At 69.0% G+C, this 25,746-nt stretch carries 26 protein-coding genes and 2 pseudogenes; 23 read left to right on the top strand and 5 right to left on the bottom strand.

Annotation, left to right across the window (positions count from 1 at the left end):
• Positions 1-41: 41 nt before the first annotated feature.
• Positions 42-1,493 (bottom strand): amidase, encoded by a 1,452-nt coding sequence (locus AC5P1B_RS23495; protein WP_493889443.1) that lies wholly within the window; start codon positions 1,491-1,493, stop codon positions 42-44.
• A 125-nt stretch (positions 1,494-1,618) separates the two neighbouring features.
• Here AC5P1B_RS23495 and AC5P1B_RS23490 point away from each other — a divergent pair, with 125 nt between their 5' ends.
• Complete coding sequence (locus AC5P1B_RS23490; protein ID WP_493889442.1) at positions 1,619-2,242, top strand: TetR/AcrR family transcriptional regulator; 624 nt, start codon at positions 1,619-1,621, stop codon at positions 2,240-2,242.
• A gap of 488 nt (positions 2,243-2,730) precedes the next feature.
• Here the strand turns inward: AC5P1B_RS23490 and AC5P1B_RS23485 are convergent, their stop codons facing one another.
• Entirely contained in the window at positions 2,731-3,483 is a 753-nt protein-coding gene (locus AC5P1B_RS23485; protein WP_493889441.1) for a metallophosphoesterase, read from the bottom strand.
• 119 nt (positions 3,484-3,602) lie between these two features.
• Here AC5P1B_RS23485 and pdxR point away from each other — a divergent pair, with 119 nt between their 5' ends.
• The 14 genes and pseudogenes from pdxR to AC5P1B_RS23415 all read left to right on the top strand — a co-directional run bounded on the left by pdxR (position 3,603) and on the right by AC5P1B_RS23415 (position 15,131).
• A complete protein-coding gene (gene pdxR / locus AC5P1B_RS23480) occupies positions 3,603-5,003 on the top strand; it encodes a MocR-like pyridoxine biosynthesis transcription factor PdxR (protein ID WP_493889440.1) in 1,401 nt (466 codons plus the stop codon).
• A 317-nt stretch (positions 5,004-5,320) separates the two neighbouring features.
• Positions 5,321-5,968, top strand: coding sequence for a class I SAM-dependent methyltransferase (locus AC5P1B_RS23475; RefSeq protein ID WP_493889439.1), 648 nt, complete (start codon positions 5,321-5,323; stop codon positions 5,966-5,968).
• Positions 5,969-6,175: 207 nt separating this feature from the next.
• The gene (locus tag AC5P1B_RS23470) at positions 6,176-6,766 is read left to right on the top strand and encodes a hypothetical protein (RefSeq protein ID WP_493889438.1); all 591 of its coding nucleotides are present in this window, start codon (positions 6,176-6,178) and stop codon (positions 6,764-6,766) included.
• 560 nt (positions 6,767-7,326) lie between these two features.
• Positions 7,327-7,653: pseudogene (locus AC5P1B_RS23465) on the top strand (helix-turn-helix domain-containing protein); the annotation flags it as partial.
• 225 nt (positions 7,654-7,878) lie between these two features.
• Positions 7,879-8,871, top strand: a complete 993-nt coding sequence (locus tag AC5P1B_RS23460) for a hypothetical protein (protein ID WP_493889589.1) — start codon at positions 7,879-7,881, stop codon at positions 8,869-8,871.
• A 65-nt stretch (positions 8,872-8,936) separates the two neighbouring features.
• Positions 8,937-9,935, top strand: coding sequence for an asparaginase (locus AC5P1B_RS23455; RefSeq protein ID WP_493889437.1), 999 nt, complete (start codon positions 8,937-8,939; stop codon positions 9,933-9,935).
• A 32-nt stretch (positions 9,936-9,967) separates the two neighbouring features.
• Positions 9,968-10,075 (top strand): PCC domain-containing protein, encoded by a 108-nt coding sequence (locus AC5P1B_RS23450; protein WP_493889436.1) that lies wholly within the window; start codon positions 9,968-9,970, stop codon positions 10,073-10,075.
• Positions 10,076-10,258: 183 nt separating this feature from the next.
• Positions 10,259-10,429: a hypothetical protein gene (locus AC5P1B_RS23445; RefSeq protein ID WP_493889435.1), complete on the top strand. Its 171-nt coding sequence runs from the start codon at positions 10,259-10,261 to the stop codon at positions 10,427-10,429.
• A 37-nt stretch (positions 10,430-10,466) separates the two neighbouring features.
• Positions 10,467-11,132: an HAD family hydrolase gene (locus AC5P1B_RS23440; RefSeq protein ID WP_493889434.1), complete on the top strand. Its 666-nt coding sequence runs from the start codon at positions 10,467-10,469 to the stop codon at positions 11,130-11,132.
• Positions 11,133-11,143: 11 nt separating this feature from the next.
• Positions 11,144-11,728, top strand: a complete 585-nt coding sequence (locus AC5P1B_RS23435; protein ID WP_493889433.1) for a hypothetical protein — start codon at positions 11,144-11,146, stop codon at positions 11,726-11,728.
• A gap of 399 nt (positions 11,729-12,127) precedes the next feature.
• Entirely contained in the window at positions 12,128-12,322 is a 195-nt protein-coding gene (locus AC5P1B_RS23430) for a hypothetical protein (RefSeq protein WP_493889432.1), read from the top strand.
• Positions 12,323-12,495: 173 nt separating this feature from the next.
• Positions 12,496-12,708 carry a hypothetical protein gene (locus AC5P1B_RS23425; protein WP_493889431.1) on the top strand — a complete coding sequence of 71 codons (213 nt, stop codon included), beginning with the start codon at positions 12,496-12,498 and terminating at the stop codon, positions 12,706-12,708.
• A gap of 9 nt (positions 12,709-12,717) precedes the next feature.
• A complete protein-coding gene (locus AC5P1B_RS23420) occupies positions 12,718-13,512 on the top strand; it encodes a hypothetical protein (protein WP_493889430.1) in 795 nt (264 codons plus the stop codon).
• 80 nt (positions 13,513-13,592) lie between these two features.
• Positions 13,593-15,131 (top strand): annotated as a pseudogene (locus AC5P1B_RS23415) (amino acid permease).
• Between the two features lie 119 nt (positions 15,132-15,250).
• On the opposite strand, the gene AC5P1B_RS23410 reads toward AC5P1B_RS23415, so the two are convergent.
• Positions 15,251-15,526 carry a hypothetical protein gene (locus AC5P1B_RS23410; protein ID WP_493889429.1) on the bottom strand — a complete coding sequence of 92 codons (276 nt, stop codon included), beginning with the start codon at positions 15,524-15,526 and terminating at the stop codon, positions 15,251-15,253.
• Here AC5P1B_RS23410 and AC5P1B_RS23405 point away from each other — a divergent pair.
• From AC5P1B_RS23405 to AC5P1B_RS23375, 7 genes are all read left to right on the top strand, one after another.
• Complete coding sequence (locus tag AC5P1B_RS23405) at positions 15,516-16,577, top strand: glutamine synthetase family protein (protein WP_493889427.1); 1,062 nt, start codon at positions 15,516-15,518, stop codon at positions 16,575-16,577. The genes AC5P1B_RS23410 and AC5P1B_RS23405 overlap by 11 nt on opposite strands.
• A gap of 105 nt (positions 16,578-16,682) precedes the next feature.
• Positions 16,683-17,156 (top strand): LuxR C-terminal-related transcriptional regulator, encoded by a 474-nt coding sequence (locus AC5P1B_RS23400; RefSeq protein ID WP_493889426.1) that lies wholly within the window; start codon positions 16,683-16,685, stop codon positions 17,154-17,156.
• A 128-nt stretch (positions 17,157-17,284) separates the two neighbouring features.
• Entirely contained in the window at positions 17,285-18,181 is an 897-nt protein-coding gene (locus AC5P1B_RS23395; RefSeq protein WP_493889424.1) for an aminoglycoside phosphotransferase family protein, read from the top strand.
• A gap of 201 nt (positions 18,182-18,382) precedes the next feature.
• Positions 18,383-20,524 (top strand): methyltransferase, FxLD system, encoded by a 2,142-nt coding sequence (gene fxlM / locus AC5P1B_RS23390; protein ID WP_493889423.1) that lies wholly within the window; start codon positions 18,383-18,385, stop codon positions 20,522-20,524.
• 177 nt (positions 20,525-20,701) lie between these two features.
• Positions 20,702-20,830 (top strand): hypothetical protein, encoded by a 129-nt coding sequence (locus AC5P1B_RS23385; RefSeq protein ID WP_493889422.1) that lies wholly within the window; start codon positions 20,702-20,704, stop codon positions 20,828-20,830.
• A 9-nt stretch (positions 20,831-20,839) separates the two neighbouring features.
• Positions 20,840-22,051, top strand: coding sequence for a JmjC domain-containing protein (locus AC5P1B_RS23380; protein WP_493889421.1), 1,212 nt, complete (start codon positions 20,840-20,842; stop codon positions 22,049-22,051).
• The gene (locus AC5P1B_RS23375) at positions 21,961-22,770 is read left to right on the top strand and encodes an aldo/keto reductase (RefSeq protein ID WP_493889420.1); all 810 of its coding nucleotides are present in this window, start codon (positions 21,961-21,963) and stop codon (positions 22,768-22,770) included. Before AC5P1B_RS23380 ends, AC5P1B_RS23375 begins: the two co-directional genes overlap by 91 nt.
• Here AC5P1B_RS23375 and AC5P1B_RS23370 read toward each other — a convergent pair.
• Positions 22,758-23,597, bottom strand: coding sequence for a hypothetical protein (locus tag AC5P1B_RS23370; protein ID WP_493889419.1), 840 nt, complete (start codon positions 23,595-23,597; stop codon positions 22,758-22,760). The two genes, AC5P1B_RS23375 and AC5P1B_RS23370, sit on opposite strands and share 13 nt — an antisense overlap.
• A gap of 397 nt (positions 23,598-23,994) precedes the next feature.
• Here AC5P1B_RS23370 and AC5P1B_RS23365 point away from each other — a divergent pair, with 397 nt between their 5' ends.
• A complete protein-coding gene (locus tag AC5P1B_RS23365; RefSeq protein ID WP_493889418.1) occupies positions 23,995-24,633 on the top strand; it encodes a LysE family translocator in 639 nt (212 codons plus the stop codon).
• 14 nt (positions 24,634-24,647) lie between these two features.
• Here AC5P1B_RS23365 and AC5P1B_RS23360 read toward each other — a convergent pair whose 3' ends face one another.
• On the bottom strand, positions 24,648-25,529 hold the full coding sequence (locus AC5P1B_RS23360) for an IS5 family transposase (protein ID WP_493889417.1): 882 nt from the start codon (positions 25,527-25,529) through the stop codon (positions 24,648-24,650).
• Positions 25,530-25,746 lie beyond the last annotated feature (217 nt).

Genomic DNA, 25,746 nt, shown 5'->3' with positions numbered 1-25,746 from the left:
TCTCACCACGATGCGCACTCCCGGCTCTCCAGGAGCGCTCCTCAGTGGTCCGTGGGGTTCCCTGCCCACACCGCGGGGGTTCGGCCCGACCACGGGCTTGCCTGTTCGAGTTGGCTGGCGAGGCGGAAGAGGCGGCTTTCGAGGCCGTATCCGGCAGCGAACTGCATACCGATCGGGAGCCCCGTCCCGGCGTCGGCTGTCACCGGCACGGACATGGCAGGCGTGCCCGCCACGTTGAACGGCAGGGTGAACGGCGAGCGGTCGTTGAGGCGCTCGATCCAGCCGAGGCCGTCCAGCGCCTCTGCGCCCTCGGCATAGGCGCCCAGGGGCGGGGGGAGCTCCGGCAAGGTCGGGGTGAGCAGTATGTCGTGGTCGTCGACATACCGTGCCAGGCTCCGGGCGACCCGATTCCGGATCGTGAGAGCGGTGACGAACTGGGCGCCGCTGACGCGCTGCCCGTAGTGGTAACCGGCAAGGGTCACCGGTTCGAGGGTTGAGGAGTCGATGGGCCGGTCGAAGGCGGTAGCCAGCCCGTCGACCGCGGCCGCGAGGTTCGCCGTGAACAGACGGGCGTTGGCCAGGACGAACTCCTCCCAGTTGGCGCCGAGGTCGACCTTGGCCTCCTCCACCTGGTGGCCGAGGGATTCGAGCAGGCGCACGGTGCGGGAGAGCGCGTCGGCCACTGGTGGGCTGGTGCGGCGTCCGCCCCATGCCTGGGTGAGGACACCGATGCGCAGTGAGCCCGGGGGGCGGGTGACTTCCTCCGCGTAGGGCCGGTACGGCTGCTGGGCGAAGTAGGGGTCACCCGGTTCCGGGCCGCGGATCTGGTCGAGCAGTGCCGCACTGTCGCGTACGGTGCGGCTGACGCTGCCGTGTACGGCCAGGCCGTTGAAGGTCTCGTCGGCGTCGGGCCCCATGGAGACGCGGCCGCGGGTGGGCTTCAGCCCGAAGAGGCCGTTATAGGCGGCGGGGATGCGGAGCGAGCCGGCGGCGTCGGTGGCGTGTGCGATCGGGACCACCCCGGCCGCGACAGCTGCGGCCGCGCCCCCGCTGGACCCGCCCGCGCTCCGTTCCGGGTTCCACGGGTTGCGGGTCGCGCCGTACAGCACGGGTTCCGTCGTGATGCTGTAGGCCATCTCCGGTGTCGCGGTCCGGCCGAACGTCACGAGGCCGGCGCGATGGAAACGCAGCATCACGGAGGAGTCGACGCCGGCGACGTTGCCGGCCGCGAGACGGCTGCCCAGCTCCATTCGCCTCCCGGCCATGGAGACTCCGATGTCCTTGACCAGGAAAGGGACCCCGGCCAGCGGTGCGCTGCCAGGGCTGGGCCCGTCGTCGGTCGGCCATGTCTCCACGATGGCGTTGATCCGCGGATTGACCGCCCGCGCGGCCTCGCGTGCGGCTGCTTCCAGTTCGGCGGGGGACACCTCGCCGTTGGCCACCAGCTCCGCGAGCCCGACCGCGTCGAAGCTCACGTACTCGGTCATCCTCACTGTCACTCCTAGCAGAAACGATACCGGCCAGCACCTGACGATACCCAACGGTATCAACAGGAACTGACTGGTACCGTGGCCGGGGGTGAGAGGCCCCACAACCGACCGGACGTCACGGAGTAGTCATGGCATCGACCGTCAGAAGGCCGAGCAGGGTGGCGAAACTGCCGCCTCGTGAGCGCATCCTCGACGCGGCGGAAGAGCTCTTCCAAAGCGAGGGAATCCGGCGGGTGGGCGTCCAGGCGATCGCCGAGAGGGCCGAGACCACCAAGATGGCGATCTACCGGCACTTTGAGACCAAGGACGCCCTGGTCGCGGAGTGGCTGCGGATCGTCGCCGCCGACTACCAGGCGGCCTTCGACCGGGTAGAGGCCGAATACCCCGGCCGGCCCAGGGAGCAGATCCTGGGCCTCGCCCGCTTCATCGCCGAAGGACTGCCGGCGGTCTCGCACCGGGGCTGCCCGTTCATCAACTCCATCGCCGAGCTGCCCGACCGCTCCCATCCCGCACGGCAAGTGATCGAGGAGCACAAGGCCCGCCAGACCCGAAGGCTGGTCGGCATGTGCGCCGAGGCCCAGATGCCCGACCCCGGGCAGGCCGCGGCCGAGATCACCTTCGTACTCGAAGGGGCGCAGGTCAGCACGCAGAACGGGAGCATCGATCAGGCGGGGGACCGCCTGATGAGGATCGTCGAGGGGATCGTGGACCGGCACCGCTCCCGGCTCGGCGCATCCCGGGCGACCCACTGACCGCCCCGCACCCGGGTCCTCACCACCGAGAACCGGCGCTTGTCCGCTACGGCGACGACCAGGGCACCAGCCGCTGGAACCTGTGCTGGTCCCGGTGAGTCAAGCGTCCGTACGGTCCCGTGCCGGTTGTCGGGCGCCGACTTGGGCGTCTGGCGCGGCGCGCGGGCCCGGCACGGCGGGCAGCGTGATGACGAGGTGCGAAGCCATATCCGGTTCGAACCATCCGTACGGGTTCACACGGTCCAGAACAGCGGGGACAGCGCCCGCCGGCCTCGGCGGTCGTGCCACTGGCGTAGCTGAGTACTGATCCGATCACGACGGCCAACCGTCGCGGCGAACTCCTCCTCCATCTCCGTGACGACATCGACGGCATTGCCTGGCCGGCTACTGGAGCCTGCTGGGCGGCGCTCGGACCCTGGCCCTCGCGGCGGCTCTGGTCGATCGTCATCCCGGAACGGACCGTTTGTGAGATCGCTCTGCCTGTGGTCTCAGCCGGCAAGGCTCCGGTAGTGGGTCGTCAGGCGCCCGGCCTCGTCCAGGACGTGGAAGGCGAGGCCAGGAGGAAGGTCGAGGTGAACGTGGTCCGTCGGGTGGGCGTAGCGCTCCCAGGGAAGCCTGAGGGTCGAGACGACTCCGGGTGCCACCACCAGGGGGCGGCCGGCGAAGGTGGTCGCGGCTGCGGTGTGGGCGTGTCCGCAGAGGATGGCGGCAACTTGGGGGTGCCGATCGACGACGGCGGCGAGCCGCTGCTCTCCGAACTGGCGCAGGTTGTCGACGAACGGGGTGTGCAGCAGGACCGGCGGGTGGTGGAACCCGATGAGGACAGGTGTATCGCTTGGGCTCTGGGCGAGAGCGTCTTCCAGCCAGACCAGGGTCTCGTCCTCGATGAACCCTTCGTCCTTCCCGGGTATCGATGAATCGCACAGGATGATGGAGAAGCCGGCGGTGCGATACACCTGATTGATGGGAGCCGCCGAACCGGGCTGACCGAGCAGACCCTGCCGGAAGGCGGCGCGCTCGTCATGATTGCCCGGGCACACCAGCACCGGGTGGCGGGAGCGCAGCAACTCCCGGGCCTGCTCGTATTCGGCCAGAAGGCCGTGGTCGGCGAGGTCTCCGGTCACCACGATGGCATCGAGGTCGTGGGGGAGGGCCTCCAGATAGTCCATCACGGTCCTGGTGCGGGCGATGCTGCGCTCGTCGTCGATGTGGATGTCGCTCAGGTGGGCAAGCACGGCCATGGCTCACAGTCCTCGCTCGGCCCCGATCTCGGGGTGGACCGGGGGCTCGTCCCCGCGCATTGCGTGCGGGCTCTTGGGGAATCTAGGCGGCAACCGGACCACGGGTAAGATCCAGTTTCATGCCGAATCATTGGTCCAGTTGCGGACTGGACCTTCACCTTGACGTCGATGCCGCAGGTGGGCGGCGACTCGGCCTGGAGTCCGCCCTGCGTGAGGCGGTACGGAGCGGGCGGTTGGCTTCCGGGGTTCGGTTGCCCTCCACGCGCGCGCTGGCCATGGAACTGGGGATCTCGCGGGGCACTGTGAGTGCTGCCTATGACCAGCTGGTAGAGGAGGGTTATTTGGCCACTCGCCCCGGTTCAGGTACCAGCGTCGCCGACGTGCCGACCTCCGGTCCGCTCCCGCCGAGTCCCGTCCCCGCGGCGGCCGCCCCCCGTTACGACCTCCGCCCTGGGCTTCCCGATGTGAGTGCTTTCCCCGTTCGCGCCTGGCTCGGTGCGACCCGACGGGTGCTGGCTTCGGCCCGGCCCGATGTCTTCGGCGCCGGCGACCCGCAGGGACGACTCGAACTGCGCGCCGCACTCGCGGACTACCTCGGACGGACCAGGGGAGTGATCACCACGCCGGACCGGATAGTGATCACTTCCGGGTTCTACCAGTCGGTCCAACTGCTGAGCGGCCTGCTCGGAGCACGGGGCGTCGCAGCCGTCGCCATGGAGAATCCGGGCCACAACGTCTACCGCGAGGCCGTCCATCGGGCCGGACACCTCACCCCGGCGCTGGCCGTGGACGGCCACGGCGCTCGCGTCGAGACGCTGACGCAGGGAATCGGAGCGGCGATCGTCACTCCGTCCCACCAGTACCCGACCGGGGTCCCGCTGCACCCTCAGCGCCGTCATCTGCTGTGCGAATGGGCGCGTTCCACGGGTGGGCTGGTGGTGGAGGACGACTACGACGGTGAGTTCCGCTACGACCGTCAGCCCGTCGGTGCCCTGCAAGGGTTCGCCCCCGGCCATGTCGTCTACTGCGGCACCGCGTCGAAGACACTAGGCCCGGCCCTGCGTCTGGCCTGGATGGCCCTGCCCCCCGACCTGGTGGGCCCTGTCGTAGAGGCCAAGCGGGAGACCGACCTCTACACCGAGAGCCTGGGCCAGCTCGTCCTGGCCGACCTGATCGCCACTCGCGCCTATGACCGCCATATCCGCGCGGCCCGCTTGCGCTACCGCCGCCGCCGCGAACTGCTGCTCGAACGGCTGGCCGCCTTTCCCGCCCTTACTCCGCACGGCGTCCCCGCCGGCTTGCACACCCTCGTCACCTTCCCCACCGATGGCCCTGCCGAGGACCAGCTCCTGGCCGCATGCGCGAACCGGGGCATCGCACTCCGAGGCGTCACCGAGCTTCACCACCGGCCGACGCCCGGTACCCCAGGCCTACTTGTCGGCTTCGCCGCCGCCACCCAACACGGCTATCCCCTTGCCCTGGGTGCTCTGCTGTCCGTCCTGGCCGACACCGCATGCTGATCCCAAGCCATATCCGGATCTCACCAGGGCCAGGCCTGGTGAGCTCGTCCGAGGGGGGAAGGCAGGGCTGGGCCCGCGATGGCCGGGACAACCTGGGGCAGCGGGCCCTGGGCCGAATGCCTGCGAGTCGAGCCTGGTGAAATCGACATCGAGGTGTGGACCATATGCCTCCGGGGCCAGGCCGAGCTCGTGGGCGGGGTTGGGGTCCTCGCCGAAGCGCATGATCTTCTCCGTCAGGTAAGGCGAGACCTCGGCCAGGACCTTCGGCTCGATGATTCTCTCGGCTCGCCCCGGGAGTAGGAACTAGAGTCGCGAGCATGGTCGAACACGATGCCCTCAGTGCCACCCGCAAGGCTTACGACGCTGCTGCCCCCACCTATGCGCAGCTGTTCCGCGACACGCTGCGCGACAGTCCCCTGGACCGCGCGATCTTGGGTGCCTTCGCCGAGGCCGTCCGTGCGAGTGGGGACGGTCAGGTCGCGGACCTGGGGTGTGGGCCTGGCCATATCACCGCTTATCTGAACGAGCTGGGCCTGCCGGCGTGTGGTGTTGATGCCTCTCCTACGATGATCAAGTTGGCTCGGCAGGCCTATCCGGACCTGCGCTTCGACGTGGGCTCGATGGCCGAGCTGAACATCGCTGACGGCGTGCTGGGCGGCGTACTCTCACGGTGGTCCATCATCCACACTCCGCCGCAGGAACTCCCCGTCATCTTGGGGGAGTTCCACCGGGTGCTGGCACCTGGCGGCCACCTTCTGATCGGCTTTTCGGCAAGCGATGATCCGTCTCACCTGACGCAGGCCTTCGATCACACAGTCGCCCTGGCCTATCGGTGGTGGCCCGACCACCTCGCCGCGATGCTGCGCAAGTCCGGGTTGGCCGAGGTGGCCCGGATGGTTCGCGAGCCTCAGCCCACCGACCGGCGGCAGTTTCAGGAGATTCACCTGCTCGCCCGTAAAGCCTAGGCAGGAGGACTGCCTGGCTGAACGTATAGGCGTATCCAACCTGCCGGGCGAGGATCGATCCGTCAGGCTCCAGGCGTCGATTCGCCGCCACGCCGCCCAGAGAGTGCCCGGCCACCCCGATCCGGGCAGTGTCCAGCACGCAGAGCTGGCACGGCTCGACACCCGTCCGATCGCCATTGCCGTGCTCGACGGCAGCCTGTTTGCGCCGTGACGGACGTGTGCCTGAACGGGCTGTCCGCCGCGCGCCCCTTCGATACCCAGGGCACGGAGCTGCGCGACCGTGCCAAGGAAGCGGTCGCAGCGCTGCCGGACGATCACGGCATGTGGCACTGGCTCGCGTACGGACAGCACCTGTGTGCTGAGCACGAGGCGGCCTGCGGGAGCATCGACAAGGCGCTTGCGCAGCTGCCCGCCGCTGGCGGGCGCGGCAGCGACGAACTGCTGCAGGAGCAGTATCGGCGTCGCCGCGACATGATCCAGGACGGGCGGCGTCACGCGGAGATGCTGGCCGCGCGGGAGCGCCGCTGGGGCCGGCGGTATCCGGAACTGCCTGAGCACCCGTCGGCGGCTCAACTGGTGGGCGGACCCATGAGGGACGCCGACCACGCGCTGTTGGTGTGGGCGGCGGCGGTGTCGGCGACTTTCGTCGCGGTCATCGCGGTGGCGAGCAGGTCCGTCGCCCTCGGCAACATGACGCTGGGCGAAACGGCTGGGCACCATGGCAGCTCTGTGGGGGACCTTGGTCGGCACGGCAGTCCTCGTCCTGGTCGCCCCACGACTTCTACGGCGCCGCCGTGACGTACCGAAGTAGGCCCTACCTCACCTCGCGCGTTCTCACATGTGGACGATCGCGCAATTCGGCGATCGTCCACAGTGCTCTGGGGGTTGGCCGGTGTGTGCTGTGTACGGGCGGTCGAGAGCCCGGCCTGCGGTGCGGACTCGTTTCGATGCGGGGCACGCAGGATCATGAAGGCCAGGCCCTCGGTGTCGCGGCGTTCGGCGGTGGACCGCCCGGAAAGCGGCTGGGCGGGTTCATCCTCCGTCGAGCGCGCCGCGTCACGCGGCCGAAGTGTCGGCGGCGAGCGGGGTGATGAGCACGACTGCGCCGCCCGGTCCGGGCACATCCTTCCCGGTAGCGACGGGCTCAAGGCACGAGCGGAGAGGGGTCTGACTTGAGGCCGCCAACGGCGGCCCCAGCTTTGTTCCGTGCGGACGGAGGAAGAGGAACGAGGGGCAGTTGTGGCCGATTCCTAACGGATACACGCGCGGCCGTGACGACCGCGCGACAGCGTGGTGGTGCCTGTGGGAGCCTGGGCACGCTGAGGGGGTTCGCCTGATCAGGTACAGGTGAGGTAGGGATGGGCGGCGGGGTAGAACGTCGTTGTTTGGTGTGCCGCGCGACGCTCAGCCGGTTCAATTCGGGACCGCGATGCGGGCCCTGCCAACAGGGCGTGGCGCCCAGGGTGGCACCTGAATTCTGGGCGGACCCGGACGTCGAGGCGGCTGTTCGCGGCTGGGACCTCGGCGTGGTCGTGAGGCTGTTCCGGAAGCACACCGGACTCTCGCAGGAAGCTGTCGCCAGGCTTGTCCATATTGATCAAGCCGAAGTCAGCCGGCTGGAGCGGGGTCGGAAGAGGATCAGCGACCGTCGCCAATTCGCACAGTGGAGCGAGGCCCTCGGCGTACCTGGCAGGCTCCTAGGCCCATTGCCCGACAACGCCCTGGTCTCGCCGGCGGCGGACGGCTTTGGCGATCACCTGGCGCTGCGGGAGGGACCCGGACAGCTCCTTCTTCCCGCTGGGCGGAACTTGCCACCAACGGCGCTCCCCACCCTGTCTGGACCGGCCACGTCCTTCCGCAGCGACGCCCTGCGAATCGGGTCGAGCAGGGAGTCCGAGGCGTGGAGCCGGATGCCTCTCAGGGCCCTGCTCGCCGCACACCACACTGTGGATGGGGCGCGGCAGTATTTCGTGGTGGACGCGCGAGAGGGCGCTCGTGGGGAAGCGGGGAGCACCTTCGCCGTCCCCGTGGCCTACGAGCTCGACGACCTCACGTACGGGATTCTCTGGGCCGTGGCAGGTTTCGACGCCGCTGTCCTGGGCGGTGACGCAGTGCTTCACGGGGAGGACGGTCTTCTTCCGCAGCACTTATTAACTAGAGGCCGCGGGCCGATCGCATTGGGTGGCCTCACCGACGGGTCCCAGATGCTTGTCGGCTCCCGGGCGTGCGCGGAGTTCATCCTCGACCAGCGAGACGAGTTAGCCGGCGATCCGGTCTTCTGGACCCGGGAACAGCGCGGAGAGGAGGCTGCGACCTGGCTACACTTCGAGCACAAGCACTGGTACCTCCAGATGACGGCTCCCGAGCGCGAGCACAGTGGCGTGGGGCGCGCCTTCTGCATTCCCGGCCCAGAAGTCGCTGCTTCGCCCACATACGAGCGCGTGCTGCTGTTCCTCGCTATCGCGCTGATGGAGTCGTACGGCGTCACGACGTGGCTGACCGACGAACCGGACCTCCAGCAGACGGATGGCTTCGTGCTCGTGCCAGGGCACAGGGCTGCCATCGCGACCTGGGTACGGGCTGCTTCCGTCCCCCAGACAGCCGTTACCGGCGGGGCGCGTTCCCTGCGGGCCTTTGCGGACATCACCGGCCACGCGCGAGCGCACACGATGACCACGGGCCCCGCGCCTGGGGTACGACTGTCGGCAACTGCCGACTATCTGGGCATCGACCGTCCCTGGTTGATTCGCCGTTGCGGACAGCTCGCTGCTGTGGGGACCACCAAACTCGCCAGGCCCCGGAGCCGACACCTCAGCCTCGGCGCCTTGGACCGGGCCTGCGCATACGTGGCCGCCGAGCTGCAGTCCGAAGCTGGTGCCCTTGTGGGGGCTACTACCCGATAGCCTGCAGGGAACGATCTCCGAGCATGAGATCCGATAGGTGCGAGACGGAACGGAAGTTGGGGGCGATGGTGGGCGCGACACGCACGGTGGCTGTCTATTCTCTTGGCGGCACCATCGCCATGACCACCGACCCCGCCACCGGTGGAGTCGTCCCGGCTCTCTCTGCCCATGACCTTCTCGCGGCCGTCCCCGGCTTGGACGGTCGCGGCGTCGACCTGTGCGTGCACGATTTTCGCCGGGTGCCCGGTGCGTCGCTCACGTTCGAGGACCTCAAGGAGCTCGGGGCGGCGATCGGTAGGACCCTCGACGGTGGCGGCGTCGACGGGGTCGTGATCGTCCAAGGCACCGACACCATCGAGGAGACCGCGTTCTACCTCGACCTCCACCACGGTCACGACCAGCCGGTCATCGTCACCGGTGCCATGCGCAACCCCACCATGGCCGGACCCGACGGACCCGCCAACCTGTACGCGGCGGTCGTCGCCGCAGCTGACCCGCAGCTGCACGGAGCCGGGGCGTTGGTCGTCCTGAACGACGAGATCCACGCCGCGCGGCATGTCCGCAAGTCCCACACCACCAGCCCTGCCGCCTTCGCGTCCCCCGGGACTGGGCCCATCGGCCGGGTTGCGGAGGACCGTGTGCGGTTGGCCGGCCCGCTGCCCCGCCGATTCGGTACCCTGGCGCCGTCGAACCGTGACGCGCGTGTGGGCTTGTACACGGTCTGCCTCGGCGACGACGGCACACTGCTCGCGGCATGGGACGGCAGTTGTGACGGGCTTGTCGTCGCCGCGTTCGGCGTAGGACATGTTCCTCAGCGACTGGTCGAGAGTATCGACCGGCTCGCCGCGAGCATCCCCGTGGTCCTCGCCTCGCGCATCGGCAACGGCCCTGTCCTCACCAGCACGTACGGCTTCCCCGGCTCGGAGAAGGACCTGATCAACCGCGGGCTCATCCCGGCCGGCGACCTCGGTCCCTACCAGGCTCGTCTCCTGCTCCAAGCGCTGCTCGCCCAACACGCGGACCGCGAGACGATCACCAAGCAGTTCGCCGTCTTCGCGCACTGAGTCACACACGTCACCCCCTCGAAAGGACACCCGTGCGCGCCCATGAACTGACCGTCGGCCGAACCTTCGGCGTCACCTTCGACCACGGCGAGGACTTCGTCGACACACTCTCCGCGTTCTGTCGCGACCACGGGGTATGACAGGGCTACATTCCCTCGTTCATCGGCGCGTTTGCCGAAGCCGAAATCGTCGGCGCTTGCGAGAAACTCGAAGATCCCGACGCCCCGGTCTGGGCCAAGACCTACGTCACTAACGTCGAGGCCTTCGGCGCGGGCACGCTCGCCCACGATCCTCTGACCGGCGGCATCCTGCCGCACATCCACGTGTCCGCCGGCCTAAAGGCTCAGTCGGCCGACGGCCGCACCAGCCACCTTCTGAGCGCCAAAATCCAGTTCCTCAGCGAGCTCTTCGTCGTGGAGGTCGTCTCGCCGACCATGACGAGGCCACGCAACCCCGCACTCTACGACGTACCCCTGCTCACCTTCGGCGAGTAAAGGCGGCGTCCTGGCGTGCCGATGACAGACGGACATCATGAAGCCCTTCGTCCTGTTTGACCTGGACAACACGCTCATCGACCGCAAGCTCGCCCTCGCGGCATGGGCAGCCGAGTTCTGCGCCCTGAGGGGTCTCGGCACGCGGGAGGCCGAGTGGGTCCACCAGTTGTTCAAGGACCGGGCGGGACCTGGGTACTTCGTAGAGGTACGTGCACGGTTTGGTTTCGCTGAGCCCGCTGAGCAGCTATGGAGGGATTACTGCGCTGATATCGCCACCTCAGTGCATTGCCCCTCGGACGTCCTCGTCGGCCTGGACGAGCTTAGGGCTGCGGGCTGGCGCATCGGCATCGCGACGAACGGGGCGACGGACATCCAGTGGGCCAAGCTGCGGGCCACGGGGATCGCCAGGCGCGTCGACGCCGTGTGTATCTCCGAGGGGGCCGGCGCCCGCAAGCCGGACCGAGCCTTCTTCCTGGAAGCGATCCGCGAGTGCAAGGGTGACGGCGGCGGCATCGGCTGGATGGTCGGCGACAACCCGGTCACCGACATCGGCGGCGGCCGGAATGCCGGTCTCAGGACAGTGTGGATCAACCGGGGCGTCGCCTGGCCGGACGGCTGTCTCGCACCCGACCATGAGGTGAGCGGTGCTCGCGCCGCGATTGACCTGTTGGTGGCCGCAGACCTGGAATGGGAGGCACGATGACCAGTCGCCGCATGACTGTGGGACTTCTGCACCCCGGCAGCATGGGAGCCGCAGTAGGCGGCCAGTTGCGTCGACAGGGCACGGATGTCTTGTGGTGCCCGACCGGGCGAAGCCGCGCCACAGCACAGCGGGCGGTCGATGCCGATCTGGTGCCCGTGGATGACCTCGGCGAGCTCCTTGAGCGCGCGGATCTCGTCCTGTCGCTGTGCCCGCCGGGCGCCGCCGAGAGCGTGGCGGAGAGGGTCGCGGAGTACGGCTTCGCGGACAAGATCTATGTGGTCGAAATCGCCTGCTGCCGGGTCGACGGGTTGCCGGAGCGGCACGCCCGAGGGACGACGGCGCGGAAGTTGGACGAGCTCGGCGGGTGCACCGACTCCCGTCAGGAACTCGATGATCTTGTCGATGTTCGTGAGGCGGCGCCTGCCCGACTCCAGCATGGACAGGAAGGCTTGGCTCAGGCCAGTGAGCTGGGCGATGTCCTCTTGGCGCAAGCAGCCTCGCTGTCTGATCAGGCGGCTGGCTGTGCCGAAGTCGAGGGCTGCGAGGGCCCGCTGAACGTCGATGTCCTGCCACACCCTCCTCGGCACGGTGGGTAAGGCGGGGTCAGCGGGGATGTCCGATCGGGCGCAGGCGGAGCACCGGCTGTCCGGGTTGTACTGGCTCAGACGGCAGCTGCACTGATCGCAGCGTCGCTCAGTCACCCTTCGCCTCGCCGTACGAAACCGCGCCCGCCACGGAGCAGTCCGTCCAGGGCCGAGATCACCCCAGTGGTATCACCCGCGGAATGTGCGCGCCGGGACATTCCCGGTCAGTCTTGTGCCTCGATCAGCCTCCACCCAGGGCCGATTGCGCTGCACAGCGCATGCTCGGCTCGCCTTGGTACCTCTCGTGCCGATTCGTCTGTATGCATCTGGGAAGTCGGCGTGAGCTGCGAGGTAGGCGATGGGTGGGGAGCGAGGTTCATCGCCGACGACTCGAGAAGGGGGTGCGCAACTGTGGTGGTCAGCGTGTCCGCCGCCGTACTGCTCGCGGTGCTCGTCGTCTTGTTCGTCAAGAAGGGCGGGCTGAAGGCCGGACACGCAATCGTGTGCACCCTCCTGGGTTTCTACCTGGCGAGTTCCTCGATCGCGCCCGCGATCTCCGAGGTCACGGCGAACGTCGCGCGGCTGATCAGCGGCATCAAGTTCTAGACCGGCCACGGTTCAGCCTCCTGTCCGGCTCCATCGTCCATGTCTCTGCCGAGGAATCATTCGATGACTGCGAGATCCACGACGCTCGTCCGCGGTGCACGAGAGGGCCTTCGGCTCCGGCCGTACCGGCCTCTGGCCGCGGCTGGCGGCTGCCCGGGGCGCGGGGTGCTGTGATGCGCCCGGTGTACCACCCGGCCGGTACCGACGAGGCTCTCGGTTTCGCCTTGGTCGAGCTGCAGGCGGGCCGCTGGAGGCCGGCCCGCGTTCTGCTGGCTGCCACCGGTGAGTGGTGGGGGCTGCGGACGTCGCGTAGGCAGGTGCTGGCGGTCACGGCGGCTCGCTCCGACGTGGTCGGTGTGTGGCTGGCCGAGGAGCCGGACAGCTAAGACGCGCAGGTGATGCAGGCCCGCGTGGCGGCGGAGCGTGCCGTGCGCGCCCATCACCAGCGGCACGCGAGCGCCGCGATGGTGGAGGAGGCGGCCCGACATGCGGCGTTGTTAGCGGCGCACCGGGAGGCGCGGGATCCGGTGCCCTGGGTGTGCCTGCTTGCTCTCTCCCAGGTCGACGGGCGGCAGGTGCGTCGGGAGCACCGCGAGCGGTCGGCGGAGCCCATGCTGCCGACCGGCCCGTGGGGGCTGCTGCACGCGGTCAACCAGCGCGACCCGTACAACCGGGAGGCGTTTCACCGGGTGTTGCAGTTCATGTTGGCCCGCGACGTTCCTGCGGCGGCCTCGCTCGCCACGGTGTTCGACTTCGGTCGGTGGGTGGCCTCGTGGACTCCGGCGGGCTCCCCGCTTCTGCTGTTGCCGTTGTACGCGCTGGTCGAGCCGTGCCGGCGGCAGTCCCTCCGGCACCGTGCCGATCCGCTGTGGCGGCGGCAGTGGGCGAAGGAATCGACTATCCGGTACACGCTCAACGCGTTCCACCACTGGTTCCGGCAGCCGGATCCCGCGCCCCGCTCGGTCACCGACCTGCACCATCTCGCCTACGCGCTGTGGGTCGGCCACCGGTACGTGGAGGCCGCGGAGGTGTTCACGGCTGCGGGACCCTACGCCGCCCTCGAGCCCTGGGCGTCCGTCCATGAGAACCCGAACCGTCCCGACGGCGGCGAGGCCCTGCTGCTGCGGGCCCGCCGGGAGTCGATGTCCTTCGCCCGCACACACGCACCCCGCACAGTGCCACACGGCTGACCGACGACCCCAGCACATGGCCAATGGCATGCGCCTGCCCTTTCCGACTCCGTTCCGCTCCTTTTTACGGAGGATGTCCAGTGATACGAACACGCCCACCCCGCCGCGCCCAAGGGGCCTCGTCCGACGACGCGTTCCTGCGGGAGCTGGGCTGCGAGCCGGTGCCGGCCCGCCGCATGGGGCCGTTCGGGAACTTCGCCATCAGCTGCTCGGTGATCTCCGTGCTGAGCGGCTGCATGACCCTGTACGGCTTCGGGCTCGGGACCGATGGCCCGGCTGTGATGATGTGGGGCTGGGTCTTCGTCGGCGCGATGGTGATGCTCGTGGGTGCCGGCCTGGCCGAGGTGACTTCGGCGTACCCCGCCTCGGGCGCCCTGTACTACCAGGCCGAGCAGCTCGGCGGGCGCAAGTGGGGCTGGTACACCGGCTGGCTGAACCTGCTCGGTCTGCTCGGCGCGATCGCCGGTATCGACTACGGCGCTGCCCTGTTCACCGGAGCCTTCCTGAACCTGCAGTTCGGCTTCGTCCCGACGCCCGGCAAGATCATGGCGATCTACCTGTGCATCCTGGCTCTCTCCACGCCACGCTCAACCTGTTCGGTGTCCGGCTGGTCAGCATCCTGAACTCCGTCAGCGTGTGGTGGCACCTGGGCGGAGTCGCGCTGATCGTCGGCACGCTGGCGCTCGTCCCGTCGCACCACCAGTCGCCGTCCTTCATGTTCGGGGAGTTCGTCAACGACACCGGTTGGTCCAGCTGGTGGTACGTCGCGCTGATCGGCCTGCTCCTCGCGCAGTACACCTTCAGCGGGTACGACGCCTCAGCGCACCTGTCGGAGGAGACCACCAACGCCCAGGTCTCCGCATCCCGCGGCATCGTGCGCGCGATCGGCTGGTCATGGCTGGCGGGGTTCGTGCTGCTGGCCGGGCTGACGTTCGCCATCCAGGACTACGCCGCCATGCAGGCCACCGCCACCGGGGTTCCGCCGGCGCAGATCTTCCTCGACGCCCTCAGACTCGCCGGCGCGAAGGCCCTGCTGCTGGTGGTGATCGTCGCGCAGCTGCTCTGCGGCAACGCCGAGACGGCCGCTGGCAGCCGCATGGTGTTCGCGTTCTCCCGGGACGGCGCCCTGCCCGGGGCAAGGCTGTGGCGTCACGCCGATGCCCGTACGGGCACCCCGACCCGCGCGGTGTGGCTGTCCGTGATCGTGGCCGCCGCCCTGGCGCTGCCGTCGCTGTACAGCCCGACCGCGTACGCCGCCGTCACCGCGATCAACGTCATCGGCATCACGCCCGCGTACGCGATCCCGATCTACCTGCGGATCCGCAACCGCCACCGCTTCCAGCCCGGCCCCTGGAACCTGGGCCGCTGGGGCGTACCGGTCGGCACGGTCGCCGTGGTCTGGGTGGCCCTCGTCACCGTGCTGTTCTGCCTCCCCCCAGACCCGCCCCGACACCGGGCTCGTCTCCGTCGAGACCTTCAACTACGCGCCCATCGCCCTGGCGGTCGTCCTCGCCCTGGCCACGTTGTGGTGGCGTGTCGCGGGACGTGACTACAAGGTGCCGACCGCTTCGGCCGACGCCGGCTCGGGCATGGCCAAGATTCAGGAAGAGGTCGTCTGATGCCGCCCCTGCCCACCTCGGCCGGAACCTCGTCGGACTCCAGCAGCCCGACGCCGACCGCCACCGACGCCATCCCCATCGCGCCTCGGCGCCCGGCCCGAGTCTTCAGCGTCGAGGAGCTACGCAAAGCCGTCGGCGCCGGCCTGATCGACACAGTGCTCCTGGCCGTGCCGGACCCGCAGGGCCGCCTGAAGGGCAAGCGGTACGGGGCGCGGCATTTCCTCGACCGCGTCCTCGACGGCGGGGCGGAGATGTGCGCCTACCTCCTGGCCACCGACGCCGAGATGGACGCCCGCCGACGGCTTCGCCCTCACCTCGTGGGCGAGCGGGTACGAAGGCCTTTCCGTCGAACCCGATCCCTCGACGCTGCGGTCCCTGCCGTGGATGCCGCGCACCGCGCTGGTGCTCGGCGACGCGCTCAGACGAGACGAGGAGCCAGTCGACGTGGCGCCGCGGCAGATCCTGCGGCACCAGCTGACCCGCCTCGCCGCCCACGGCCTTCACGCGCAGGCCGGCCTGGAGACGGAGTTCGTGCTCTACCGCGGCACCTTCAGCAACGGCGACAAGGTCGGCGGGGGCGGGCTCGTGCCAGTGACCGGGGAGAACCTGGACTACGCCCTCGACCACTCCCCGGAGTGCGACCGGTTCTCCCGGCGCCTGCAGGGCGCGCTGTCCGGGGCCGGCATGCCCGTCGAGGCGATCAAGACGGAAGGCGCCCCGGGCCAGGTGGAGGTCACCTTCCCCCACGGGCCTGCGCTGCCCGCGTGCGACAACCACAGCGTGTTCAAGCACGCCGTGCGCACGCTCGCCGCCCGGTCCGCCATGACGGCCACGTTCATGGCCGCCCCCCAGACCGGCATCGCCAGCGGACTCCACTCGCACATCTCCCTCACCCGCAGCGGCACCCCGATGCTCGCCGAACCCGACGGACGGCTCACCGAGACCGGCGAGCAAGCCATCGCCGGGCTGCTCGCGGCGCTGCCCGGGCTCGCCCCGCTGTACGCGCCGAACGTCAACTCCTACAAGCGGTACGCACCCGGCTCCTTCGCCCCCACCCGTATGACCTGGGGGCCGGACAACCGCACCCGCGCCGTGCGGGTCGTCGGCCACGGCGCGGGCGTACACCTGGAGGTCCGCGTACCGGGAGCGGACGCGAACCCCTACCTCGCGCTCTCCGCTGCCATCGCCGCGATCACCCACGGCATCGAGCGGCAGCTCGCCCCGCCGGCGCCGTGCGCCTCCAACGCCTACGAGGCCTTGGACACGCCCCTGGTGCCGCTCACCCTCGAACAGGCCCGGTCCGCGTTCCGGCACAGCCCCGTCGCCCAAGAAGCGTTCGGCAAGGACGTGGTCGAGCACTACGCCCACCTCGCGCAACTCGAACTCGACCACCACCGCGGCATCGTCACCGACGCGGAACAGACCCGCTGGTTCACGCGCGCCTGACGGCCGCCTCCCCATGACCAGTCCCCGGCCGGGAGCGTCCCCTCTCGGCCGGGGCCTGCCCAGACGACACGCACAACCACCCCTCCGTCCGAAAGGGATCCCCTGATGACCGCACGGCTCGGCATAGCCGCCTCGCATCCGACACCCGCCCAGCTGAAGATCGCCGGCAAGCTCGCCCAGGGTCTGAGCACCGGCAAGGCGGCGGCCGAACTGGGCCTGTCCGAAGCCACCGTCGCGATCCAGATGTCGCACGGGAACCGCCGTGTCGGCGTACGCCACCGTCACGCCCTCACCCACGCCTGCTACGTCACCGAGCAGCTGCCCCGGCCGGAGCCGACCGCACCGCCACCCGGCGGCGTCGACGACGTCGAGACCAAGATCCTTTGGTCCCCGGCCCTGGACGGTACCTACACCGAGATCGCGCAGCACGTCGGCCTGTCCCACGACTCGATGAAGAAGAGGGTCCGCGCCCTGCGCAAACGCTGGGGTGCCGAGAACGCCCCTTACTTGATCACGCTCGGCTGGAAGTTCGCGGTGCTCGACGCATCCCACGGAATGGGCGGCCACCAGGTCGCATAACCGGTCACAGGCCGCGTTGTCAGTGGCCCTTGGCAAGCTACAACCCGCACAACACGACCGCACTGAGCGCTCACCGGATCACTTCAAGTGACCATCCGGGTGGGCGACGACCGGAGGGGCGCAACGGCATGAAGGACATCCCCGCGAGGATCGAAGACCTCATCTCCACCGTGGCCGGCACGTTCGAGCTGGTTTCCGAGCATTCGTGGCCGGGCCCTGACCGCCCCCAGGTCTGGGAGGTACGCGGGGGTAACGGCCAGCGGTGGTTCGTCAAACGGCACGCCGGTCCAAACGGGCACCGTCGCGAGGTCGACGCGTACAGGCGGTGGACCCACTGTCTCGGCGCGGGGCGTGCTCCCACGCTGGTCGCCGCCGACGCCGAAGCACGGGCCATCGTGATCACTCCCGTCGCTGGCCACAGCATGCGCAGCCGCCCCTTGGAGGGCAGGGAGGAGCTGGAGGCGTACCAACAGGCCGGCTGCCTGCTCGCCATGCTGCACTCCGCCCCTACCGGAGCGCTCTCACCCGCCGTCGAGGTCGAGGACGAGTGGGAGGCCGCCGTGGAGACAATGCTCAACGACGCCGGGCTGTACCTGCCCTCCGACGTCACCGTGATGCTGCGCGACCTCACCCGGGAGCCTCCCTGCGCGCTGCCGACGCACGTGTCCCATGCCGACTACCAGCCCAGGAACTGGCTGTGGGAGAGCGCCACCCGGACCCTGCGCGTGATCGACTTCGAGCGGACCTGCGTCGAGCCCGCCGTCAAACGCGACTTCCCTCGCCTCGAACTGCGCATCCTCACCGCGCGCCGTGAACTCCGTACCGCCTTCTACGACGGTTACGGACGCCACCTCACGCCCGACGAGCAGCACGCCTGTCTCGTGTACGGCGCCTTGGACTCGGTCAGCGCCCTGAAGTGGGGTCTGGAGCACCGCGACGTGGAAACCGTCGACGCCGCCCACACCATGCTCGACAACCTGCGGACCCACTACAACCGCCGCGTGGGCCGGAGCGTGAACCCATGAGCCCGCACACGACAGTCTCCCGATTCCCCCACCCGAGCGCGCCGGGCAGGCTCCCCTTCGCCGGGTGCGGCGTCGCCCGCCCGGCACCGTACGGGAGGTGGTGACATACCGCCCAATACGCGCCCCCACCGGAAGCATCCCGAACCCCGCATCTCCCACTGTCGCGGATCCCGCATGACCCCGCCCGACGAAAGGCCCACCGTGACGACTCTTCCCACCACAGAACTCGACGACGCGAGCGACCTGCGCCACCAGCTCGCCGAACAACTCCTGGCAGCCGGCCACATCCGCACCACCGCGGTCGAGAATGCCTTCCGCACCGTGCCTCGTCACGCCTTCGCCCCCGAAGTGCCCGCCGAGAAGGCGTACGCCAACGACATCATCCCCACCCGCCACGCGCCCGACGGCCGGATCATCAGCTCCGTGTCCGCGCCCTGGCTGCAGGCCGACATGCTCGAAGCAGCCCACATCCAGCCCGGCCACCGCGTCCTGGAGATCGGATCCGGCGGCTACAACGCCGCTCTGGTTGCTGAACTTGTCGGCCCGACGGGAAGCGTCACCACCGTCGACATCGACGCGGCCGTCACCGACCGCGCCACCCGCTTCCTCGCCGCGGCCGGATACGACCGCGTCCGCGTCATTACCGCCGACGCCGAGCACCTGCCTGCCGATGCCGTCCCCGACGACGGCTTCGACGCCGTGATCGTCACCGTCGACACCTGGGACCTGCCGTGGATCCACCTGGTCGCCGGCGGCGGACGCCTCATCACACCGCTGCGCCTGCACCAGTACGTGTGGGCCATCGGCTTCACCAAACACGACGGCACGCTGACCAGCGACGAGCCGCTCACCGTGTGCGGGTTCGTTCCCATGCAGGGTGCCGGCGCCTGGGATAGCCAACGTCGCACCATCCCCGGCCGGGGCATCCACCTCGCCTTCGAGGACGGCACTCCGCTGCCCGTCGACCAACTCGCCCCGGCCTTCGACAAAGCCCCCACCACGCTCCGTACGAACGTCACCGTCCGGGGGCAGGAGCCCTTCGACTCCCTCGCTCTGTACCTAGCCGGAGCGCTCCCCGGCTTCTGCCGCCTGTCCGTCGAACCCGAGGGCGACAACGGCGTCATCAGCCCCCCGCCCCCGCACTGGCCCGGCGCTGCCATCGTGCGCGGCGCCTCGCTCGCGCGACTGGCCACCGAGCGGATCGGGGACAGCGACGACGGCAACGGCCTCTACGAATTCGTCATCCACGGCTACGGGCCGACCGGTCACCTGGCTGCCACCGAGATGGCCGAGCAGGTCCAGCACTGGCAGCGCAATCACCGCGCCGCTCTCTGCCCACGCATCACCGTCCGGCCCCGTGATGCCGCACCGGCCGCCGCCAGCTCGGACGGCCCTCACGTGTTCAGCAAGAACCACACGCTGATCACGATCCACTGGCCGGTGATTCCCGGCACCGCGGCCCTGCTCACCGATGACCAAGGCCGATACCTGCTCCACCTCCGCTCCGCGAACAAGCCGATCTGGCGCTCGGGGCAGTGGGCCCTGCTCGGCGGGAACACAGAGAAGGGCGAGCACTGCGACGAGGCCATCGTCCGGGAACTCGCCGAAGAAACCGGCCTCACGATCCCCGACCTCACTGGCTTCGTCACCCTGGATACCCTCGACGCCAACGGGGCCTTCAAGGACCGCGTCCGCGTCTACCACGGCACACTTAACCGGCCCGCGCACGAGATCGATCTGCGCGAAGGCATCCAGTTGCGCTGGACTCGCATCGAAGAGACAGCGGAGATGACCATGGACCCCGGCGCCGTTGCCGTCCTCCAAGCTCATCAAGACAATCCGCACCCGGCCCGCGACAGCGACAGCCCGCTTCCCACCGTGCAGGTCCGAGAGCCGAGCGATCACCGCAGCCGCAGCATCGTCGGAGCCCACCTCGTCCTCATCCGCGACGGGGCCGTCCTGCTCGGCAAGCGTCACGCGAGCAGCGCCTTCGCGCCCTCGACTTGGCACCTGCCGGCCGGGCACCGCGAAGAGACCGAGGCCGCCATTTCCTGCATGATTCGGGAGGCGAAGGAGGAGACTGGACTCGCCATCGTCGAAGGCGACTTGTCGCTCGTACACACCCTCGACCTTCTCGATCCTGGCAGCCCGATCCCTCGCATCCAGCTCTTTTTCGCTGCGGCCCAGTGGGACGGCGACCCGACCGTCCTCGAACCGGATCGCTGCACCGAGTGGGACTGGTGGCCGCTGGCTGCACTGCCCGACCCGACCGTGAGCTACACCCGCGCTGCCCTGGAGGCCATCTCCCGCGGCACGCCCTACACCGCGATGGGCTGGACCTGACCCTCCCAGAAGGAGCCGGGGGCACCCTGAACCACTGTCCGAATCCCGCCCTACTGCCATACGGCAGGCGCGGGTTGACTCAGACCTTCCGCCCAGATCCGGCCGGAGGAAGCCGAAGAGGAAGGGCACGAGCTGGCGGAGAAGACATCCACTCAGGCGGGGACCAGCCCCGCGCTCTTGATCGCCGTGGAGGAACTGGCGACCGCGCACGACCGCAGTGAGTCCGAGCGGTCCGACATCACCAGCTCGCAGAACAGCGCGGGCGACGACGGCGACAACCGCGACCTGAACCTCCCGAAGGCATAGGGGGAGCCCATGGAACACCGGCTCGTCACCCACATCGAGAAGGCTCTCGGCTGGGACGGGCCGGGTTCCGTGGGGACCGCGTTCGCACGCGGTCATCTCACGGACCCGGACCTGCCCGCCCGCCTGCTGACCCCGCACAAGCTGCTGGACCTGATCAAGCGCCGCCACCTGGCCAACCCGCAGCTCCGCTGCTACGCCGAAGGCGACAAAATACACCCGTCCACGTTCCTGTCCACCAACGTCAACCGGCGCAGGCAGGCCGTGAGCCAGGCCGACATGGCGGCCCTCGGACGGATCCTCAACGACGGCGGCACCGCGGTCTTGGACCACGTGGACTTCTTCGACCCGACACTGGAAGTTGCCTGCCGGGCCCTGGGCTGGTGGTCCGGTGAACTGACCTCCGCCAACGCCTACCTCGCGGTCGGTGACACCGACGGATTCCATCTGCACTGGGACGACCACGAGGTCATCGCCGTGCAGCTTTCCGGCGAGAAATCGTGGGAGGTGCGCGGCCCGTCCCGGCCTGCGCCGATGTACCGCGACGCCGAACGCAACCGCACCCCCTCCGAGGAAGTGCTGTGGAAGGGCACCATGCGAGCAGGGGACGTCATGCACATCCCACGCGGCTTCTGGCACACCGCCACCCGTCTCGGCTCCGGCAGCGGCGGCCACTCGCTGCATGTGACGTTCGGATTCACCAAACGGACCGGCGTCACGTGGGCCAACTCCCTCTCCGACTCCGCCCGCGCCGATGAAGCGTTCCGTCACGATCTGGAGGGTGCGGAAGGAACCGCGCACAAGGCGCTGGCGGACAAGCTCAGCGCTCTCGCCACCACCTACAGCCCCGAGCGCTACCTGAACGAACTGCGGTCCAACACCCCGCCCGCACGCCACATGCCGCACGTGGCCGCCTTCGGCCGACCGGATGGAGTCGCGGCCGGCACCGAGTTCGCCCTCTCTATCGTCCGCTCTGGTGGCACGGTCCAAGTCTGCGGCGGGGGCAAGCGGCTGACCTTCCACGAACGGGCGGAACCGGGCCTCCGTGCGCTCCTGTCGGGCCACCCGGTCTACCTCGACGGCGCCGACGAGGACACCACCACCCTGGCCGACCTGCTCATCACGGAGGGGCTGTGCGAACCGCTGACGGAAATGTCATCCTCGGGCTATACCGGTCTGGTCGCGCCCGTGACGTACTCGAAGCAGCCGCCGACCTCGGCGTAGCGCGCCTCGACACCGCCTCGAACTACCTCCGCCATCGCTCACACGAGGTACTGAAGACGGTGGCCGGCGATCTCCTGCCGAAGTTCTCGGTCTCCACCAAGGTCGGGTATTTCCCGGGGGAACACTCCCTCGCCCCCACCCGGCTGCGCGCCGGAGTCGAGCGGGCCGCGAAGGAACTGGGACGGGAGCCGGACACGGTGCTCCTCCACAACCCCGAGCACTCCCACCCCGACGCCGAGATGCTGGCGCAGGCGTGCGCGGTCCTGGCCGACGCGGCGCAGACGGGGCTGTGCGGCGGGTGGGGTGTCTCCAGCTGGGATCCGCGCCCGCTCGTGGACCTGGACGCGCCCCGCCCTGATGTCCTCATGGTCCGGTCAGGGCTGCTGGTGGGGCTCGACGTCCTTGAAGCGTCCGAGGCCCTGGTGACGCGGCGGCGGCCGTCGCAGGTGTGGGGCATGAGCCCCTTCGGCGGCAGTACGACCGAGGCTGTGTGGGGGAAGTTCGACCCGCGGATCTTCCTGCGGAACTCCCTGCCGGCCACGAGGGTCCAGGCGGCGTTCCGCTCCGCCTACGGCCTGCCCCGGGTCGACGCAGTCGCGGTCGGTACGGACAACGTCGACCACCTTCGGGAGCTGGTCGGCGCTCTGGCGTACGAGGTCGACGACCGAGTCGTGCGGGAGTATGTGCAGCTCCTCCAGGGCCGCCATCAGCGCGTCTGAAGCTCCTTCACCACTCGATCCGTCGTCTCCCGGGCGGCCCCCAGACGGGTGTCGGCCGGATCGGCATAAGGACCGAGGATCTTCGCGGCGACGAACAGCGTCATCAGCTTGCCGTCCCGGCTCTCCAGATCGTCACGCCGCTCACTGCGGACGCGGTCGGCCAGAGTCGGGACGGCGAGGGACGCGCCCCACAGATTCGCCGCGTCCAGGCCGCGCGGGGCCATGCCCCAATCCTCCCAGTCGAACACGCAGAACGCCGGCGCCGTCATGTTCGCCCAGTTGCAATCAGCATGCGCCGGACGCCAGTCGACCACGGTCGTATCGACGCCGGGGAAGACGCTGTGGATCGTTCCCGTGACCAGATCCTGCGTGAGGGTCTCGGTGTCCGGTGACGCGATCCGGTTGGTGTGCTGCGCGGCGAGGGCATCCAGGGATGCGTTCATCGCGGCCCACCACTCCTCGGACAGCTGCGGATCTTCCGTCACCACGGCGCTGCCCACCGGCGTCCCGGGCAGCAGCTCCGTCTCGTCCGCCCGCCACATCACCGGCTCGGTCTCGTCCCGCCACGCGACGCCGGCGTGCCATGCCGGTTTCGCGATCCCGCGTAGGGCCTCGGCGGACGCGGTGCCGTCCCCGCCCTGGACCCCGATCCGGTCGAGCCCGCGCCGCTCGATACGCACCCACGTGTCGCGGTTCGTACGTACCCCCAGAGACCGACGCTTGCGCACCACCGTCTCCTGGTCGAGGCACACCCCCAGTGACCGCTCCACGCGGTTCAGTACGGCTTCCACGGGCTCCTTGCGCAGATCTACCGAACGCAGCGTCATACGCCCGAACGTACCAAGTCCCAGCCCCTCTGCGGGGGAGGTCTGGGGCAAGGAGTAGCACGAGCCGGTCAGGGACGCAGTGGCACTGTCCGCGCAGCGGATTGGAGGCGAGGGTGACGGCCATCCAGGGCACTGCGACCTCGCTGCGGCGGGCGTGCACGATCACGTCGGTGCCAGCGTCGGCCATGGTCTCTGCGACGGGCGGTGCCCCAGGAACCGACCGAGAACACCGCCGTGTGGGCGGAACGGTGCTAGGGCCTGTCCGGCGAGTCGTCGCTGGACCGCTCGCGGCGTCTGGCGGGGGAGCAAGTCGCTGGCCGGTTCTTCTCCGATCTGCATGGGGTCTATGCCGGGAAAGGACTGCGAACGCGATGAGCCGCCGTGTTAGATGGGCTTCATGGTGTCTACCGACCGTCTACTGGCTTTCGCGGCCATGTCATTCCTTCTGATCGTGGTCCCCGGTCCCAGTGTGCTGTTTGTGATCGGGCGGGCACTGGCGCAGGGCCGCCGTGCCGCGTTGGCCACGGTGGCGGGGAACACGCTGGGGGCCTACGTACTTGTCGTGGCCGTGGCCCTCGGGGTCGGGACCGTCGTGGAGCGTTCAGTCCTCGTCTTCACAGCGCTGAAGCTCGTGGGCGCTGCGTACCTGGTTTATCTCGGAGTCAAGGCGGTGCGACAGCGTGGATCGTTGCATGCCGAGTTCACAGGTGATCGTCCCACGCAGGGCAACCTGCGCACGCTTTGGGAGGGGTTCACGGTCGGTGTGGCCAATCCCAAGACCATCGTGTTCTTCGCCGCCGTACTGCCTCAGTTCGTCGACCGTGGCCAGGGCCATGTCATGCTTCAAATGCTGTTGCTCGGCTTGGTCTTCAACGTCATCGCGGTGGCTTGTGACAGCGTGTGGGGGTTGGTCGCGGCCACCGCGCGGGGCTGGTTTGCCGGCTCACCGCGGCGGCTCGCCATGGTCGGCGGGGCTGGTGGGCTCACCATGATTGGCCTCGGTGTGACCGTTGCTGCGACAGGCCGCAAGGATTAGGTTCTGCCGGCAGATCATGGACGGAGCCATAGGCGGATCGCTGCGACGGCGACGGTGCCGTGGAAAACGTACGCGCGCTTGTCGTACCTCGTAGCCACGGCCCGGAAGTTCTTGAGCGCGTTGATCGTCCGCTCGACTTCGTTCCTGCGCTTGTACATCGTCTTGTCGAAGCCGGTGGGCCGGCCACCTTTGCTGCCACGACGTCTTCGGTTCGCCCGCTGGCCCTTCGGCTCTGGGATCGTGTGCTTGATCTGGTGCCGACGCAGGTAGCGGCGGTTTCGGCGCGACGAATACACCTTGTCGGCGCCGAGGTGGTTGGGCCGGGTGCGAGGGTGCCCGCCTTCAGGGTGCGGAACACGGATTCGTTCCAGGATAGGGATCATCTGTGGGGCGTCGCCCCACTGGCCCGATGTGATCACGAAGGCGAGCGGACGGCGCCCGCCCTCACCGGCCAGGTGGATCTTGCAGGTCAGACCGCCCCGGGAACGGCCCAGGGCCTCGTCGGATCGGTGCTGAACGGGTCGGCGACGCCTGCCCGGAACACGAGGTGTGCTCTTGCGCGCACCTGCAGCGTGCTGGTGGGCACGGCAAGAGGTGGAGTCCACGCTGACCATGCTCCAGTCGATCCGGCCTTCCGCGTCGACGTCGGCCTGAACGGCCCGCAGGACCCTCTCCCATGTACCGTCCGCCGACCACCGTCGATGCCTGTCATGCAAGGTCTTCCACTTCCCGAACCGTGCTGGCAAGTCCCGCCACGGTATGCCGGTCCGCTGCCGGAAGAGAATGCCGTTTATCACTGTGCGGTGGCTCTTCCAACGACCGCCCCGCCCCACACTCTTCGGCGGATGTGGCTCCAATCGAGCCCACTCCTCATCCGACAGATCACCCCGCCCCACAACGACGGAAACGATCCACGCATCGGTCAGTTATACGACCCACCGGACAGGGCCTAGTGTCCTGTGCCAGTAGTTGATCGTTAGTTGTGGTGTGACTTCTGCTGCTGGTGCGTCTGTTCCTCGTCGGGGCCCGAAGCTGAAGCCGTTGCTGCTGTCCGCTGATGAGCGGGCGGTGTTGGAGCGGTGGGTGCGTCGGGCGACGTCGGCCCAGGCCCTG

Source organism: Streptomyces sp. A01 (assembly GCF_059026195.1).
This window is presented reverse-complemented; position numbering and strand designations above follow the sequence as displayed.

Excerpts from the sequence above, each read along its gene's own strand:
- AC5P1B_RS23490 (WP_493889442.1), top strand. The coding sequence starts at position 1,619 with ATGGCATCGACCGTCAGAAGGCCGAGCAGGGTGGCGAAACTGCCGCCT.
- AC5P1B_RS23485 (WP_493889441.1), bottom strand. The coding sequence starts at position 3,483 with ATGGCCGTGCTTGCCCACCTGAGCGACATCCACATCGACGACGAGCGC.
- pdxR (WP_493889440.1), top strand. The coding sequence starts at position 3,603 with ATGCCGAATCATTGGTCCAGTTGCGGACTGGACCTTCACCTTGACGTC.
- AC5P1B_RS23475 (WP_493889439.1), top strand. The coding sequence starts at position 5,321 with ATGGTCGAACACGATGCCCTCAGTGCCACCCGCAAGGCTTACGACGCT.
- AC5P1B_RS23460 (WP_493889589.1), top strand. The coding sequence starts at position 7,879 with ATGCCTCTCAGGGCCCTGCTCGCCGCACACCACACTGTGGATGGGGCG.
- AC5P1B_RS23455 (WP_493889437.1), top strand. The coding sequence starts at position 8,937 with ATGGTGGGCGCGACACGCACGGTGGCTGTCTATTCTCTTGGCGGCACC.
- AC5P1B_RS23440 (WP_493889434.1), top strand. The coding sequence starts at position 10,467 with ATGAAGCCCTTCGTCCTGTTTGACCTGGACAACACGCTCATCGACCGC.
- AC5P1B_RS23435 (WP_493889433.1), top strand. The coding sequence starts at position 11,144 with ATGACTGTGGGACTTCTGCACCCCGGCAGCATGGGAGCCGCAGTAGGC.
- AC5P1B_RS23425 (WP_493889431.1), top strand. The coding sequence starts at position 12,496 with ATGCGCCCGGTGTACCACCCGGCCGGTACCGACGAGGCTCTCGGTTTC.
- AC5P1B_RS23405 (WP_493889427.1), top strand. The coding sequence starts at position 15,516 with ATGCCGCGCACCGCGCTGGTGCTCGGCGACGCGCTCAGACGAGACGAG.
- AC5P1B_RS23400 (WP_493889426.1), top strand. The coding sequence starts at position 16,683 with ATGACCGCACGGCTCGGCATAGCCGCCTCGCATCCGACACCCGCCCAG.
- AC5P1B_RS23395 (WP_493889424.1), top strand. The coding sequence starts at position 17,285 with ATGAAGGACATCCCCGCGAGGATCGAAGACCTCATCTCCACCGTGGCC.
- AC5P1B_RS23380 (WP_493889421.1), top strand. The coding sequence starts at position 20,840 with ATGGAACACCGGCTCGTCACCCACATCGAGAAGGCTCTCGGCTGGGAC.
- AC5P1B_RS23370 (WP_493889419.1), bottom strand. The coding sequence starts at position 23,597 with ATGACGCTGCGTTCGGTAGATCTGCGCAAGGAGCCCGTGGAAGCCGTA.
- AC5P1B_RS23365 (WP_493889418.1), top strand. The coding sequence starts at position 23,995 with ATGGTGTCTACCGACCGTCTACTGGCTTTCGCGGCCATGTCATTCCTT.